Consider the following 15,152-nt stretch of genomic DNA (forward strand, 5'->3'; position numbering starts at 1 on the left):
AGCGCAGCGCGTAAGTAAGGAGGAGTGCGTGTGAACCAAACGATGCCTGTTCTGGAGCATGTAAGTGACTTGCGCCGCAGGCTGCTGATTGTGGCAGCGACGCTGGCCGTCAGCATGGTCGTGTGCTTTTTGTTTGTCGATCACATCTATTTGGCATTGTCGAATCATTCGGGCGAAAAGCTGGCGATTCTTGGTCCCGGTGATATTTTGTCAATCTATGTAAAGCTGTCTGCGGTTGGGGCGGTGGCGGTCACGATTCCTGTCGCTGCCTACCAGGCGTGGCGTTTTGTTGTCCCGGCGCTGGAGGAGCGCGAGAGAAAAGTGGCGCTCATGTATATTCCGGCGCTGTTTCTGCTGTTTTTGTTCGGTCTGTCTTTTGCTTACTTTGTCCTGTTTCCGCTGATGTATCAGTTCGTGCTGGGGCTGTCTGCGGGCAACTTTGAGCTGGTGATTACGGCCAATGACTACTTCACGTTCATGCTGAATCTTTGTTTGCCGTTCGGGCTTTTGTTTGAATTGCCAGTGGTGGTTCTGTTTCTCAGCCATCTGGGCATACTGAATCCGCAGCGGCTGGCAAAAATGCGCAAGCCCGCCTACCTGGTGCTCGCGATCATTTCGATTACGATTACGCCGCCTGACTTTTTGTCCGATTTGCTGGTGATTGTGCCGCTGATCGTGCTGTACGAAATCTCCATTACGATCTCGCGGTTCATACATGGGAGACGCACATGAGATACGGCGCTTTCACCGGAAAACAGGGTTGGTGAAAAAGTATCCGTATCAGTGCAGTAGATCCAGAAGATCTTGCGAACAAAGGGCAATTTGCGGTAAATACTTATTTCTTGCAAACAAAAGACTCATTTTCAACTTGAGCGATTCAGGAAAAATCGCTAGTATGTTCTCCTGCTCTGCGTACCGGTTCCAGCGGGAATTTCGTCTACTGGTCGGAGCCAATGATTGGTGTCGGTTCAACAAGAGTTCGTACAAAGGAAGAAACGGTTCAATTGTGTACTGGGTATACTTTTTCATCAGATTGCGCATCACCGCCAGATTTTTAGGCGCAATATCCCCGAAATAATAGATGCGGGCCTCCTTGGCGCGTATCTTTTTTATTTCTGAAAGATAGCCGAAGCTGGTCTCAATTTTATCCCCCTCGCCGTAGATAAGCCCCGTAAACGTAGTGCCGCAAATGGAAGGGGACCCGCTCTGAAAAAAATTCTTCAGCAAAAAATAGGTGTCCCTTGCCTCCACGATCAGCAGACGGTGTGCGTCCGCTTCCTCCAGGAGTTCATAAATAAAAGGCTCATGGAAGTTGCTGCATGCAAGGTGAGCGTAGGTGAGGCCCAGATTGTGCAATAGTTGCTTTCCATATGGTTTGCTTAAAAATTGTTCGTCTTGAAACAGGTAGAGAGATCGCTGTTCAATCGATACCGTGTCCGTATCATGATTTTGGTCGGCTTTATATAAAAAATGGCTGATGGCCACCATATATTTTTCAGCTTTTGCGAACGCTGCGGGATTCCTTGCGTAGTATTCCGTTTTCATGAGCGGATGGAGTTTTTGCAACGCTGCCTGTACGGGACTTGTTTGGGCGAGCCCTTTTTGCAGATTTTGCAGCGCCAACTGGTCGATGCGATAGCCTTCATACAGCGATAAGTTCCACCCGTATTTTTTTCGCGAGACAATCGGTGTCAACACGCCTTTTTCTACAAAAAAGCCTATTTCCTTTGCAAATTGGATATACGGGCTGGTTTCGGTTTTTTGCGTGCCCCCGATGGCAAAGACATGGTTCTGCAAGTCGACGGTATCTGTCTTTTTCTTGGTGTGTTGCTTGAGATAAGACTCGATTGCGTTTCTCATGACAGACCCCTCTTATCCGATGTGTTGCCCACCGATTGTAGCCGGTTCCCTGCGGCCGGGCTTCTCAATTTTTGCTGTGAAAATGCAGCAATTACTGACGATGACAGAGAGGCAATCTCCTATATATTTTGGGAGGTCGGGTCTAGTACCGACCAACAGAAAGAGGGGGATAAACATGAAAAGAAGCATCAGTGCAGGAATTTGTTCACTTTTCGTAGCCGGGTCCGTCCTGGCTGGCTGCGGCAGTGAGACGGCCACCAAACCGACAGATGACACGGCAGTTTCATCTTCTGAAAAGAAGGGCGAGCCGAAAGTGCTGCGATGGAATCTCCATTCGGAACCGCCGACCGCTGATCCAGGGCTTGCGGAAGATACGACTTCGGGTGCCATTATCCGTGCCACTTTTGACGGGTTGACCCGGACTGATGAAAATATGAAACCTAATCCATCCATGGCTGAAAAAATTGATGTATCTTCTGACATGCTGACGTACACCTTTCATCTCCGTGATGCCAAGTGGAGCAACGGCGATCCTGTTACGGCACAGGATTTTGAGTTTGCGTGGAAGCGCGCCCTTGATCCGAAGACAGGTTCGAGCTACGCCTACCAGTTGTTTTATCTGAAAAACGGCGAAAAATTCAATAAGGGAGAAGCGAAGGCGGAAGAGGTGGGCGTGAAGGCCATCGATGCGAAGACGCTGGAAGTGACGCTGGAAAATCCAACTCCGTTTTTCCTCGAACTGACGGCGTTCTATACCTATTATCCGGTAAACAGGAAAGTCGTTGAGGCCAATCCGCAATGGGCAGCAGAGGCAGCTACTCATGTAGGCAATGGGCCGTTTAAAATCGAGTCATGGGAGCACAAGAGCAAGCTGGTCCTGGTGAAAAATGAAAACTACTGGGACAAGGACACCGTGAAGCTGGATGGCATCAAATTCTCCATTGTGGAAGACGAAAACACGGAGTTCTCCATGTTTGAAAACGATGAGCTGGATTGGGCCGGGAAGCCTTTAAGCTCCTTGCCCATAGACGCCATGCCTGCCTTGAAAGAATCTGGTACATTAGTTTCACAGCCAATCGCAGGAACGTATTTCTATAAATTCAATACGGAAAAAGTGCCCTTCAACAATGCGAAAATCAGGAAGGCATTTGCTTATGCCATTAATCGGCAACAGATCATCGACAATATTACACAAGGAAACGAGAAAACGGCGTTCAGTCTCGTGCCGCCCTCGATGGCCGTATCGACCCAACCATATTACAAAGACAACGATGTAGAAACGGCCAAGCGATTGTTGCAGGAAGGAATGCAGGAGTTGGGCATCACCAAGCTTCCGCCGATCGCGCTTTCCTTCAATACGTCGGAAGCGCACAAGAAAATTGCGGAGGCGATCCAGGATCAATGGAAAAAGACCTTCGGTGTCGAAGTGCAGCTCAGCAACAAGGAATGGAAGGTTTACCTGGAAGACCAAAACCAAGGCAATTTCATGGTTTGCCGTTCCGGCTGGCTCGGTGATTTCAACGATCCTATTAACTTTCTGGAAATGTTTAAAGACAAAAACGGCGGAAACAACAATACGTTCTGGGAAAACGCCAAATACAAAGAACTGCTCAATCAGTCTTCGATCGAAGCGGACCCGGAAAAGCGGAAACAACTTTTGGCGCAGGCGGAACAAATCCTCATGGATGAAATGCCCATTGTGCCTATCTACCACAATACGGAGACCTGGGTACAGAAGGAGAATGTCAAAGGTGTGCTCATTGACGGTCTCGGTTTCATTGATTGGAAATGGGCAACCGTTGAGTAACGAGCAATATGGAAAACCCTGGTACATCAGTATCGGGGTTTTTTCGCGTCGCACAGAGAAAAAGAAAAACGAATTGTATAAAAAATTGTAAAAAACAGGTCGATGTTTCAAATGGACCTATTATAATAGTTGTCATGGTTATCATGTTGCCGCGGTAATGGTAGGGGTGCTTTGGAAAGAGGATGGCTGGGGGAATCACAATGAAACTGTTTGAATTGAATTTGGGGCAAAGCAAGCTGATGATGATTCAATTTTCGCCGAAAATGGCTGATCCCAAAGTTCACGGCCACGGTTCGGATTATCAGCTAAGCATTCCGCTGATCGGAACACCGTTTATTCAAATCAACAACCACGAGCGAAAGTTTGAAGAACGACGCTGGTGCATTACTTCTCCTGGTGAAAAGCACTACCATTACGCAAATGAAGAAGGATCGAGACTGCTGCTAATCAACCTGCAACGGTCATTTTTAGAGAAGGTGCTGACAGAGCGGCTGGAGCGGAGTGTGGATCAGCTCGACTTTGCGACCTGGGTGGAAAGCTCTGTGGAGGGCTTTAAAAGAATTGCTGCCCATGTGATGAAGCATACGCTTGATAGCTCCTTGCAGTTGGAAGAACTGCGAGAGTTTGAGTACGAGCTGGCATCTTTGCTTTTTTCGCATACCAAAGGGGCTCACTCCGATGCCTGGAGAAACGCGGCATCGTGTACAGACCACCCTTCGCTGCGCAAAGCGATGGATTACATCCACGACGATTTTTCCAAAGAGCTGGACCTCGACACATTGTCACAGGCTTCGGGAATCAGCAAATTTTATTTAATCCGCTTGTTTAAAGAGTATGTTGGACAGACGCCCAGCCAGTACATTGCGGATTACAGGCTTCGCCAAGCGGAACGGCTGTTGCGAAAAACTCCCAATGAAGTAACGGATATTGCTTTTGAAGTAGGTTTCGGAAGCTTGAGCACATTTGAAAGGTTATTTAAAAAGAAGTACGGCATGACCGCGAGCGAATTCAGAAAAAGTGTCTGATTCAATCAATGCACATCATGGCCAAGAAGCAGTTTGATGGGAGAGATCCCTCAAACTGTTTTTTTATTTGACTGCCTCTCACTTATTGCTGCAACTACTCCTGCAATTGCTGCAGAGTCCATTTCCCCATCTTGCGCTATAGTAACGGAGGAATTGGCAGTATACTTCGGGGAAAAGAGCAGGTGGTTCAGGTGGCAAGGTTCCATCCCATCGTCTGGTGTATGATAGCGGGAACGTTCTTGTCCAGAGCGGCGACATATATGACGATGCCTTTTTTGGCAATTTACCTATACAAAAGCAAAGGAATCGAAGCGGATATTACGGGAGCGATTATTGGCGTGAGCTTTCTGGTCGGTACCTTTAGCAGCTTCCTGGGAGGTGTCTGGTCTGACAGATACGGACGTTATCCCGTCATGATTGTTTCCTTGCTGGGGTGGTGTCTGACATTCGTTGGCTATGCCTTTACGGAATCCATCACGAGCTTCTTTTTGATAAGCGGACTGAATGGATTTTTTCGGAATATTTTTGAGCCTACGTCCAAGGCACTGCTATCCGACATCACGAAGCCGGAAGATCAACTGGCCGTGTTCCACACCCGGTATTTTGCCATCAATGCCGGTGCCGCGCTTGGGCCGATTGCCGGTGTCTATCTGGGGAGCGCCGAGTCGACAGCGCCATTTTTTCTCACAGCAGGTACCTATGCCGCATTCCTCGTACTGGTCTTGCTCCTGAAAGGAATGTACCCGCAGGCGTCCGCAAATCGCGTACAGTCGGAGCGCATTGGCCTTCGGCAGGCATTTGGTGTGGTTCTGCGGGACAGCGTATTCCGCTATTTTTTGATAGGCACGATGTTCCTGACGGCCGCATACGCCCAGATGGAATCTACCTTGGTCCAGTACATGGGAAACGCTCCAGGGTTTGTGAACGGGGTACAGCTTTTCTCTGTGCTAGTCACGACGAACACGGTTGCCGTGATGCTATTGCAAGTGCCGGTCATGCGACTTGCCCGCAAATTTTCTTCCATGGCCTGCATGCAGGCTGGCAGCGTCTTTCTTGCTTTGGCTTTGCTTGGGTTTGGCTTGTTTCATTCCCCTTTCCTGCTCATCCTGTCCATGATCTTGTTTACGGTAGGGGAATTGCTAAGTTTTGTGATGGCAGAAGTGGTGATTCAAGAGATCGCACCGGAGCGTCTTCGCGGCACGTACTTCGGAGCAAGCGGGTTTCAGTTTATTGGCCAAAGTATGGGACCCTGGTTTGGCGGCGTGCTTCTCAAGCTTTTTGGCTTTTCGCAAGGTGGCATCGTTTTCGGTTTGTTGATGGTGATAACGCTGTTGGCGATGCCTATGTTTGTCGCTGCACAAAGGCAGCAGATGCGAGCAAAACCGATGAAAGTGAACGGAGATAGCAAGACAGCCGGCCTACATACATAGACAAGGACAGGCATACTGCTCAGGGGAAAGTCCTCTGAGCACATTTTTTGCACAACTTCATGGGGTAAATTCGTTCTAACTGTCCAAAATGAAACTGTTGTAAAGTAGAGGCATAAAGACGAGGCAAGACAACGTCTGGTGCAACAAAATGTGCATGATTTTGTGCTAAGGGTGGCCACCATGTTAGACAAAAGAGCAATGCAAATGTTGCAGCTTTTTGTGCAGTCCCATCATACCTTGTCCGTCAAGGAGCTGATGGAGCAGTTCTCAATTTCGCGCAGAACGTTGTACTACGATATCCAGAAAATCAACGACTGGCTCAAGCAAGCAGGGCTTCAGCAGATTCAGCACATCTATGCGAAAGGGTTTTACCTGGACGCGGCGAGCAGGCAGGCAGCGGGCCGGATCATCGGGGAAAACAAGCCGAATGTGCTGGTGCTGCGTGCAGCGGACAGGCAAGTCTACTTGCTCTTGTACGTGCTGCTCGCGGACGAGAGGATCACTACGCAAGTGTGCATGGACAAAACAGGCGTCAGCCGGAATACCATTTTGCACGATTTGAAAAGCGTCAAGGAGGACGCGGAAAAGCATGGTCTGCAGCTCGCATACTCCTACGCAGACGGCTACGAAATTACCGGGGATGAGCTGACCATCCGCAACCTGCTCAGCCACCATGTCCATTCCCTGGTGCATGAAGGGCAGGAGCCGCTGCTCAAGGATTTGCTGGGCGGGGAGCAGGTCGTTCCGAATCCCGACGCTATCCTGCAATGGTTAAGCGATTGCGAAAAGCAACTGGAGGTGCAGTTTGCCGAGGATGCGACGAAGCCTTTGAGCTATCTTTTTCCCTGCTATCTAAAACGGATTGGAAACGGGCATACGGTTGCCTTTCCCCAGCGGCAAATCAGTCCGATCATGGAGACGAGGCATTACGAGGCCGTCCAGGCGCTGACGCGCACCTTGCCGCTGGAACTGCCGCATGATGAAGCTTGCTACCTGACTACGCTGCTGCTCAGCGCGAAGGTCAACGAATTCGGGCAGGCAGCGAAGTCGAACGAGATTCCTGCACTGCGGCAGGCGATCGCGGAAATGGTTGATCTGTTTGAGGTCCGCGCTTGCGTCGTTTTTGACCAGCGCGCGCAACTGGAGCACAATCTGTATCTCCATCTGCAGCCTGCGTACTATCGGTTTTTGTACGACATCGAAGTGACGAATCCGATCAAGGAAATGATTCAGCGCCAGTACCGGGATATTTACGAGCTGACGAAAAAAAGCGTGCAGCCATTGGAAAAGCTGATTGGCAAGACGATCAGCGACGACGAGATCGCCTATATTACGGTTCACTTCGGAGGCTGGATGCGCTGGCAGGGGATCACCGCCACCTCTCTGCGGCGGGTGTTGCTGGTGTGCGCAAATGGCGTGGGCACATCGCGGATTTTGACCCAGCAGCTGGAAGGGCTGTTTTCCAACATCGATCTGCAAGGGCCGATCACTCTGCGGCAGTATGAGCAGTTTCACGAAGACGTCGACCTCGTCGTCTCCACCACGAAAATCGCGAATCCACGCCATCGCATCATTTTGGTCAACCCGATTTTGACAGATCGGGACAAGGTGCAACTGCTCCACCAAATGGAAACGCTTTCGGGTAACACACCCGCCCACATTACCGCACAGACGATCCTGAGTATCGTCAAAAAATATGCGGTTGTAGAGAACGAACATCAGCTGACTGAGGAAATCCAACAAGTGCTGCAACAGCAGAAACAGCTGAAGAGGGAGAGAAAACCAATGCTTGACGAGTTGCTGCAAGACGAGTTTATCCAGCTGAAGGACAGCGTGCGCGACTGGCGGGAAGCGATCCGCATCGCCTCCGAACCGCTGTTGAACAGCAGCTCCATCACAGAGGCGTACGTGCAGGCGATGATCGCCAATGTGGAGGAACACGGACCCTATGTGGTAATCGCACCCAAGGTGGCGCTGCCGCACGCAAGACCGGAGCAAGGGGTTCAGCGGGTGGGGATGAGCTTGCTCCGCTTGAAACAGCCGGTTTCTTTTTCGGAAACGGAGCAGCGGGAAGCACAGCTCATCATCGTACTGGCGGCTGTCGATAACGAAACCCATCTCAAAGCGTTGTCCCAGCTGTCCATGATGCTGTCGGAAGAAGACAACATCGACAAGCTGATCGACGCGGCAGACAAGGAGACGATCCTTGGTTACATCACTGCGTATTCCAAAAACAGGGGGAATTGAATCATGAAAAAGATTTTGGTCGTTTGCGGAAACGGATTGGGCAGCAGTTTCATCGTAGAGATGAACGTGAAAAAGATTTTGGGCGAACTGGGCATCCAGGCAGAAGTTTCCCATACCGACCTGGCTACGAGCAAAACCGAGAGCGCTGACGTGTACCTTGGCTCGAAAGACATCGTCGGTCAGCTGGAAGACGGCAAACGGTATGTGATCGGCCTGCAAAACATCCTGAACCAGTCTGAAATCAAGGAAGCACTCCAACAATACTTCACGAAGGAATGATGAGCGATGCTCGACGTGATTATGAAAGATATTTTGGGAACTCCCGCGATTCTGGTAGGCTTGTTCGCCCTGGTCGGGCTGCTCTTGCAAAGAAAAGGCATCACGGATGTTGTATCGGGAACCTTGAAGACAATCATGGGGTTCCTGATCCTGGGTGCCGGTGCAGGCATACTGATTGGCGCACTCGGCTCATTCGGGAGCATGTTCGACAAGGCGTTTCAGATTCAAGGTGTTATTCCTAACAATGAAGCGATTGTAGCGCTGGCACAGCAAACCTTCGGCGCGGAAACGGCGATGATTATGCTGTTCGGGATGGTTGTCAACATCCTGCTGGCCCGCTTTACGCCGTTCAAGTACATCTTTCTGACTGGTCACCATACCATGTTCATGGCGTGCATGATCGCCGTCATCCTGTCGACTGGCGGTGTCAAAGGCTTCCCGTTGGTACTCATCGGTTCGATTATTCTCGGAGCCTTGATGGTCCTGTCTCCTGCCATGCTGCAACCGTTCATGCGCAAAATTACAGGTACCAATGACATTGCCATGGGTCACTTCGGCTCCATCGGTTATCTGGTCGCAGGCGCGATCGGAAAAGTGGTGGGCAATCCGGAAAAATCGACAGAAGATATCAAAGTGCCAAAATCGCTCGGCTTTTTGCGGGATACGTCGGTGTCAGTCTCGCTGACCATGACTGTACTGTTTTTCATCGTAGCGATCGCGGCAGGTCCCGGCTACGTAGAAAAAGAGCTTAGCGCAGGTCAAAACTACCTGGTTTATGCCGTACTGCAAGCCATTACGTTTGCAGCCGGGGTATACATCGTCCTGGCTGGGGTACGCATCCTGCTCGCGGAGATCGTTCCTGCCTTCAAAGGGATTGCTGAGAAAGTGGTGCCCAATGCCATCCCGGCGCTGGACTGCCCGACGGTCTTTCCGTTTGCATCCAATGCCGTCATCATCGGATTTTTCGTCAGCTTCGTAGCAGGGTTGATCTCGATGTTCCTGCTGCCGTTGTTCGGTCTGAAAGTCATCGTGCCTGGTCTTGTCCCGCACTTCTTTACGGGTGCTGCAGCCGGGGTGTTCGGAAATGCGACGGGCGGACGCCGCGGTGCCATCGCCGGGGCATTCGTAAACGGCCTTCTTATCAGCTTCCTGCCAGCCCTGCTGCTGCCGGTCCTTGGCTCGCTCGGGTTTGAAGGAACGACCTTCGGAGACGCGGACTTCGGGGTTGTCGGGATTGTTTTGGGGAAAATTGTCGCCTTGTTTAACTAATGGCATGCCTATGTTTTGTAAAAAGCAGCGGTTGTCCCGGACCTTCGTTTCTGGTCCGAGAGCAGCCGCTGTTTTTTCTGCCAGTCATCCCTGTCCGCACGAAAACTGGCCGGCCCTAGTTGGCACCACTGGCAGCGTATACGCCACGTTTCATACATGGAAAACGCGCTCGGGAAACTGCGCTTTCGCCGGAAAATATGGTATGATGCTCTCGACTATGTTATCGGGAGAGGGCAAAGATGCACGTTTATGTAAACGGGACGATCTGTCCGGCACACGAGGCGAGCGTATCGGTTTTGGATCACGGATTTTTGTACGGCATCGGGCTGTTTGAGACGATGCGTGTGTACGACCGCAAACTGTTTTTGTGGGACGACCATTTTGCCCGGCTTAGCTCCGGGCTTTTGGCGTTGCAGATTCAGCCCGTATGGTCGAAGGCGGAGCTGGCGGAGGCGATCATGCAAACGATTGACGCCAATGGGCTCAGGGATGCGTATGTGCGCCTCAGCGTCACCGCCGGGCCGGAAGGAGTGGGCTTGGTGACAGGCGGCTACGAGCGCCCGTCGCTGTTCGTATTTGCCAAGCCGGTCGCCCCGCTTGCCGTTCCACCTCAGCCAAAGCGGTTGCAGACGTTGGCCTTGGCGCGGCAGACTGCGGAGGGGCACCAGCGCTTCAAATCGCACAACTACCTCAACAACGCGCTGGCTCGCCAGGAGCTGGGGGCGCGTACAGATACGGAAGGGCTGTTTTTGACGCACGACGGCTTTCTCGCAGAAGGCATCGTCAGCAATCTGTTCTGGGTCAAGGACGGGCAGCTGTTCACCCCTTCACTGGATACGGGCATTCTCGATGGAGTGACCCGCCGCCATGTTTTGCGCCTGGCAAAACAGTTGGCGATTCCGACAACGGAAGGACGGTATCGGTTGGAAGCGTTGTTTGCGGCGGATGAGGTTTTCACCACCAACTCCGTGCAGGAAATCGTCCCGGTGGCAGAAGTAGACGGCCAGCCAGTCGCATCGACCTACGGAAAATTCACACGTGAACTGCACTTGGCCTATCGTCAGTCTGTAGCGACTGGAATGTAATTTGTGGTATGCTACTAATCAACATGCGAAGACGGAAAAAAGGGAGTAGGTCCATGAAGTACAATCCATTTCGAATCCATGCGGCAACCGTTGACGAGATGCTGGCGGAGCTTGCCCAGCGGGGGATTTTTGGCGAACAGGCCGAGCAGTTGGCCGAGTGGAGAACGGGTCTGATGATCCACGTGGAAAACTTGCGTGCAGCCGCTGCGGAAAAAGTGCGGCTGGACATGCTCTCGGTCGGGGCCGACGCCGTTGTGTCCGGGCAGCCGGGTACAACTGGCAAAGTACGGCTGCTTTTGCTTGCGGGACCAAAGCAGTTGGAGCAGGCGCTGTCGCAGCTGGAACAACGGGATGAGGAGCTTGCAGCCGTGGCGGCAGAGGTACGGGAGGTTTTGGCGATGCCTGGGCGGCTGCGGGCCAGACGGGAGCTGCATTGCGGCCGTTACACCCTGCCGCTTGGCGAACGGACGCTGGTAATGGGCATTCTCAATGTGACGCCCGATTCCTTTTCGGACGGAGGACGCTTCGTGGACCTTGACCACGCTGTGGCGCAGGCGCGCGCGATGGTCGAAGCGGGAGCGGACATCATCGACGTCGGGGGCGAGTCTACGCGTCCCGGAGCGGAGCCGGTCGGGGAGGCGGAGGAGCTGGACAGGGTGCTGCCAGTGATTCGTCGTTTGTCCGCGGAGCTTTCTGTCCCGCTGTCCATCGACACGTACAAAGCCGCTGTAGCGGAGCGCGCTCTCGATGCCGGGGCGCATATCATCAATGACGTTTGGGGAGCAAAACGCGATCCGCGCATGGCGGAGGTGGCTGCACAGCGCGGGGTGCCAATTATTTTGATGCACAACCGCACAGATACGGACTACCGGGACTTTTACTCCGATTTTGTCAGAGACTTGCGCGAGTCTGTGCAAATTGCCCGGCGAGCGGGTGTGCGCGAGGAACAGATTATTCTCGATCCGGGGATCGGCTTTGTCAAAACGGTCGAGCAAAATCTTGAAACAATGCGCCGACTCGACGATCTCGTCGCTCTCGGGTATCCGGTCCTGCTCGCGACCTCGCGCAAACGGATGATTGGCCACGTCCTCGACCTTCCTGTGGATGAGCGGGTGGAAGGGACAGCAGCGACGGTTGCACTCGGTGTCGCCAAAGGCTGCCACATGGTGCGGGTGCACGATGTCAAAGAGATGAAGCGGGTTGCGAAGATGATGGACGCGATGCTGAAGGGGGGCATTTGACGTTGGACAAAATTTACTTCAACGGCATGTCGTTTTACGGCTACCACGGCGTGTTTGGAGCAGAGGCGGAGCTGGGCCAGCGTTTTTACGTCGACCTGGAGCTTTTTGCCGACTTGTCGCTGGCAGGCGCAAGCGATGAACTGCAACACACGATCAATTACGCCGATATTTATACTTGTGTGCAAAAAATTGTCGAGGGCGAACGGTTCAATCTCGTGGAAAAACTGACGGCGGTCATTGCCGAACGGCTTTTGACGCAATTTCCTCTGCAAGAGGTCAAAGTCAAGGTGACTAAGCCGAACCCGCCGATCAACGGGCACTATGAATCTGTCGCCATTGAGATGACGCGCAAAAGAGAGGATTTTGCTTCATGAGTGTGACTGCTTATCTGGGGCTTGGCTCGAACCAGGGGGATCGGGCAGAGAATCTGCGTCAGGCGATCCGCAAGCTTGATGGGCAAGCAGGGATTCGCGTACTGCGTGTATCGCCTGTTTACGAAACAGAGCCGTTCGGCTACGTCGAGCAAGAGGCGTTTTTAAATATGGCCGTAGCGGTCGAAACAGACCTTTCCCCAGAGCAGCTTCTGGAAACGGCTTTGGCAGTGGAGCGGGAGCTGGGACGCGTTCGCACGATCCGCTGGGGACCGCGTACAATAGACATTGATCTTCTCTTGTACGGCACATCCTCCGTCTCGTTGGAGCATCTCGTCATCCCGCATCCGGGACTTAGCCTGCGTGCTTTTGTGCTCGTTCCATTGCGCGATATTTGGGAGGGCGGAGTTTTGCCCGGCCACGACCAGACTATTGACCATTATCTTTCCTTATTGGCAGAAGATCAGAAGGGGGTACGAGAGTGGGGAGCAACCAACTGGGAAATCGGATCAGATCCTTCCGCAAGTTAAAAGGGTATACACAGCAGTCGCTATCGGAAAAGCTGGGGGTATCATTGTCGTTTGTCGGATCGCTTGAGCGGGGAACCCGCACGCCGACAGAGCCGGTCCTGCGCAAGATCGCCAGCACTTTACAGGTCGACTACGAAGAATTATGTGCTATAAATAAATGATAGACTGTTTGGATGAGTCTCTTCCTCTCCAATAACCCGTGAATCGGGAACAAGGAGGTTGAAAATAGATGAAAATCGGTAACGTTGAATTGAAAAACAACGTCGTTCTCGCCCCGATGGCAGGTGTGTGCAACCCTGCTTTTCGTTTGATTGCCAAAGAGTTTGGCACCGGACTGGTGTGCGCGGAGATGGTCAGCGACAAAGGAATCGTCCACGGCAACAAAAAGACGATTGATATGCTGTATGTCGATGAGCGCGAGAAACCGCTAAGCTTGCAGATTTTTGGCGGCGACAAGGAAACGCTGGTAGAAGCGGCGAAGTATGTAGACCAACATACAAATGCAGACATTATCGACATCAACATGGGGTGTCCCGTTCCGAAAGTTACGAGTTGCGACGCAGGTGCCCGCCTGCTGCTCGATCCGAATAAAATCTACGAGGTTGTTTCGGCTGTAGTGGATGCCGTGGAAAAGCCGGTTACGGTGAAAATGCGTCTGGGCTGGGACGAAGAGCACCTGTACGTGGTGGAAAATGCCCAGGCGGTTGAGCGCGCAGGCGGCAAGGCAATCGCAGTCCACGGTCGCACGCGTGTACAAATGTACAAAGGGCATGCAGACTGGAACTGGATCGGACGCGTGAAGGAAGCTGTTTCGATTCCGGTCATTGGCAATGGCGATGTCGCGTCACCGGAGGATGCAAAACGCATGCTCGATACGACAGGCTGCGATGGCGTCATGATCGGACGCGCCGCACTTGGCAATCCGTGGATGCTGTATCGGACGGTCCAGTACCTGACGACAGGCGAGCTCGTACCCGAGCCTTCCGTGCGCGAAAAGATCGAGATCTGTCTGTTGCACGCCGAGCGTCTGATTGCGCTGAAAGGTCCGCGCGTAGGCGTGCTGGAAATGCGCAAGCACGCAGCGTGGTATTTGAAAGGGCTGCGCGGCTCGACCCATACGAAAAACCTGGTGAATGCCGTGGAGACGGAAGAAGAGCTTCGGCGGGTTTTGACTGACTATGTCGACTGGGTCGAAAACTGCGCAGATGACCTGGAGGAGCCTCTGGAATCGGCACGCGATGAGGCTGTCAGCTACTAAAATGGTTGTTTGTTCCAGACATTGACAAGGGTTCCTTCATATCCTATAATACTCCGTAATATTGGGAGCCAAGCTGCCAGTTAACCCTGGCAGCTTTACCTTTGAACCCTCACCGTTGTTGCGTTCTGCTGTATATTGTATAGAACAACTACATATAATCCTTTGTACTTTACCCAGTGCCAAAGGAATCATTTATAAAACGGGGGAATTGAATCATGTCTGAAAAAGAAGTTTTCCTGACACCAGAAGGTTTGACAAAACTGGAGCAAGAGCTTGAAGATTTGAAAACGGTTAAACGCAAGGAAGTTGCTGCAAGGATTAAAGAAGCGATCAGCTTTGGAGATATCAGTGAGAACTCTGAATACGAAGAAGCGAAGAATGAGCAGGCGTTCATCGAAGGCCGCATTCTGACGCTGGAAAAAATGCTCCGCAAGGCCACCATCATCACCAATGATGACGTGAACACAGGTGTAGTAAGCGTCGGCTCAACAGTGAAGCTGAAAGACCTGGAGTTTGGCGACATCGTCGATTACACAATCGTAGGCTCTGCCGAATCCGATCCGATGAACAACAAGATTTCCAACGAGTCTCCTGTAGGTCAGGCGCTTTTGGGCAAGACCAAGGGCGCGATTGTAGACGTGAACGTACCAGCAGGCGTCATTCAGTACGAAATCCTCGATATTAACATGTAAGCAGTTTATCATGGCGTACCTTTTACAAGGTACGCCGTATCGCTATTTGATTGTATTG

The 15,152-nt window shown here is 52.0% G+C and carries 15 protein-coding genes; 14 read left to right on the forward strand and 1 reads right to left on the reverse strand.

Features of this window, described 5'->3' with window-relative positions:
* Window positions 1-30: 30 nt before the first annotated feature.
* Entirely contained in the window at window positions 31-732 is a 702-nt protein-coding gene (gene tatC, locus AAFJ72_RS01025; RefSeq protein ID WP_432775769.1) for a twin-arginine translocase subunit TatC, read from the forward strand.
* Window positions 733-780: 48 nt separating this feature from the next.
* On the opposite strand, the gene AAFJ72_RS01030 is transcribed toward tatC, so the two are convergent.
* Window positions 781-1,860 (reverse strand): hypothetical protein, encoded by a 1,080-nt coding sequence (locus AAFJ72_RS01030; protein ID WP_432775770.1) that lies wholly within the window; start codon window positions 1,858-1,860, stop codon window positions 781-783.
* A gap of 175 nt (window positions 1,861-2,035) precedes the next feature.
* Here AAFJ72_RS01030 and AAFJ72_RS01035 point away from each other — a divergent pair, with 175 nt between their 5' ends.
* The 13 genes from AAFJ72_RS01035 (at window position 2,036) to greA (ending at window position 15,094) form a co-directional block, all read left to right on the forward strand.
* Complete coding sequence (locus tag AAFJ72_RS01035; RefSeq protein ID WP_432775771.1) at window positions 2,036-3,667, forward strand: peptide ABC transporter substrate-binding protein; 1,632 nt, start codon at window positions 2,036-2,038, stop codon at window positions 3,665-3,667.
* A gap of 200 nt (window positions 3,668-3,867) precedes the next feature.
* A complete protein-coding gene (locus AAFJ72_RS01040) occupies window positions 3,868-4,692 on the forward strand; it encodes a helix-turn-helix transcriptional regulator (protein ID WP_290426826.1) in 825 nt (274 codons plus the stop codon).
* A gap of 221 nt (window positions 4,693-4,913) precedes the next feature.
* Window positions 4,914-6,122, forward strand: a complete 1,209-nt coding sequence (locus AAFJ72_RS01045) for an MDR family MFS transporter (RefSeq protein ID WP_432777130.1) — start codon at window positions 4,914-4,916, stop codon at window positions 6,120-6,122.
* A 180-nt stretch (window positions 6,123-6,302) separates the two neighbouring features.
* A complete protein-coding gene (locus tag AAFJ72_RS01050) occupies window positions 6,303-8,369 on the forward strand; it encodes a BglG family transcription antiterminator (protein WP_290426827.1) in 2,067 nt (688 codons plus the stop codon).
* Between the two features lie 3 nt (window positions 8,370-8,372).
* Entirely contained in the window at window positions 8,373-8,648 is a 276-nt protein-coding gene (locus AAFJ72_RS01055; RefSeq protein WP_122906034.1) for a PTS sugar transporter subunit IIB, read from the forward strand.
* A 6-nt stretch (window positions 8,649-8,654) separates the two neighbouring features.
* Window positions 8,655-9,917: a PTS ascorbate transporter subunit IIC gene (locus AAFJ72_RS01060; protein ID WP_122906035.1), complete on the forward strand. Its 1,263-nt coding sequence runs from the start codon at window positions 8,655-8,657 to the stop codon at window positions 9,915-9,917.
* A 239-nt stretch (window positions 9,918-10,156) separates the two neighbouring features.
* Entirely contained in the window at window positions 10,157-11,002 is an 846-nt protein-coding gene (pabC, locus tag AAFJ72_RS01065; protein ID WP_432775772.1) for an aminodeoxychorismate lyase, read from the forward strand.
* Between the two features lie 53 nt (window positions 11,003-11,055).
* The gene (folP, locus tag AAFJ72_RS01070) at window positions 11,056-12,243 is read left to right on the forward strand and encodes a dihydropteroate synthase (protein WP_432775773.1); all 1,188 of its coding nucleotides are present in this window, start codon (window positions 11,056-11,058) and stop codon (window positions 12,241-12,243) included.
* Between the two features lie 2 nt (window positions 12,244-12,245).
* Window positions 12,246-12,617 carry a dihydroneopterin aldolase gene (gene folB / locus AAFJ72_RS01075; RefSeq protein WP_122906037.1) on the forward strand — a complete coding sequence of 124 codons (372 nt, stop codon included), beginning with the start codon at window positions 12,246-12,248 and terminating at the stop codon, window positions 12,615-12,617.
* Window positions 12,614-13,144: a 2-amino-4-hydroxy-6-hydroxymethyldihydropteridine diphosphokinase gene (gene folK, locus AAFJ72_RS01080; RefSeq protein ID WP_432775774.1), complete on the forward strand. Its 531-nt coding sequence runs from the start codon at window positions 12,614-12,616 to the stop codon at window positions 13,142-13,144. Before folB ends, folK begins: the two co-directional genes overlap by 4 nt.
* Window positions 13,096-13,305 (forward strand): helix-turn-helix domain-containing protein, encoded by a 210-nt coding sequence (locus AAFJ72_RS01085; RefSeq protein WP_005836203.1) that lies wholly within the window; start codon window positions 13,096-13,098, stop codon window positions 13,303-13,305. The genes folK and AAFJ72_RS01085 overlap by 49 nt, the downstream gene beginning before the upstream one ends.
* 68 nt (window positions 13,306-13,373) lie before the next feature.
* Window positions 13,374-14,402: a tRNA dihydrouridine synthase DusB gene (dusB, locus tag AAFJ72_RS01090; protein WP_432775775.1), complete on the forward strand. Its 1,029-nt coding sequence runs from the start codon at window positions 13,374-13,376 to the stop codon at window positions 14,400-14,402.
* A gap of 215 nt (window positions 14,403-14,617) precedes the next feature.
* On the forward strand, window positions 14,618-15,094 hold the full coding sequence (gene greA / locus AAFJ72_RS01095; protein ID WP_122906040.1) for a transcription elongation factor GreA: 477 nt from the start codon (window positions 14,618-14,620) through the stop codon (window positions 15,092-15,094).
* Window positions 15,095-15,152: the final 58 nt, after the last annotated feature.

It is taken from the genome of Brevibacillus gelatini, assembly GCF_050920745.1.
Taxonomy (GTDB): Bacteria; Bacillota; Bacilli; order Brevibacillales; family Brevibacillaceae; genus Brevibacillus; species Brevibacillus gelatini.

What these genes read in the sequence shown, in the direction of transcription:
- AAFJ72_RS01030 (WP_432775770.1), bottom strand. Translation starts at nt 1,860, where the DNA reads ATGAGAAACGCAATCGAGTCTTATCTCAAGCAACACACCAAGAAAAAG.
- AAFJ72_RS01035 (WP_432775771.1), top strand. Translation starts at nt 2,036, where the DNA reads ATGAAAAGAAGCATCAGTGCAGGAATTTGTTCACTTTTCGTAGCCGGG.
- AAFJ72_RS01040 (WP_290426826.1), top strand. Translation starts at nt 3,868, where the DNA reads ATGAAACTGTTTGAATTGAATTTGGGGCAAAGCAAGCTGATGATGATT.
- AAFJ72_RS01045 (WP_432777130.1), top strand. Translation starts at nt 4,914, where the DNA reads ATGATAGCGGGAACGTTCTTGTCCAGAGCGGCGACATATATGACGATG.
- AAFJ72_RS01050 (WP_290426827.1), top strand. Translation starts at nt 6,303, where the DNA reads ATGTTAGACAAAAGAGCAATGCAAATGTTGCAGCTTTTTGTGCAGTCC.
- AAFJ72_RS01055 (WP_122906034.1), top strand. Translation starts at nt 8,373, where the DNA reads ATGAAAAAGATTTTGGTCGTTTGCGGAAACGGATTGGGCAGCAGTTTC.
- AAFJ72_RS01060 (WP_122906035.1), top strand. Translation starts at nt 8,655, where the DNA reads ATGCTCGACGTGATTATGAAAGATATTTTGGGAACTCCCGCGATTCTG.
- pabC (WP_432775772.1), top strand. Translation starts at nt 10,157, where the DNA reads ATGCACGTTTATGTAAACGGGACGATCTGTCCGGCACACGAGGCGAGC.
- folP (WP_432775773.1), top strand. Translation starts at nt 11,056, where the DNA reads ATGAAGTACAATCCATTTCGAATCCATGCGGCAACCGTTGACGAGATG.
- folK (WP_432775774.1), top strand. Translation starts at nt 12,614, where the DNA reads ATGAGTGTGACTGCTTATCTGGGGCTTGGCTCGAACCAGGGGGATCGG.
- dusB (WP_432775775.1), top strand. Translation starts at nt 13,374, where the DNA reads ATGAAAATCGGTAACGTTGAATTGAAAAACAACGTCGTTCTCGCCCCG.
- greA (WP_122906040.1), top strand. Translation starts at nt 14,618, where the DNA reads ATGTCTGAAAAAGAAGTTTTCCTGACACCAGAAGGTTTGACAAAACTG.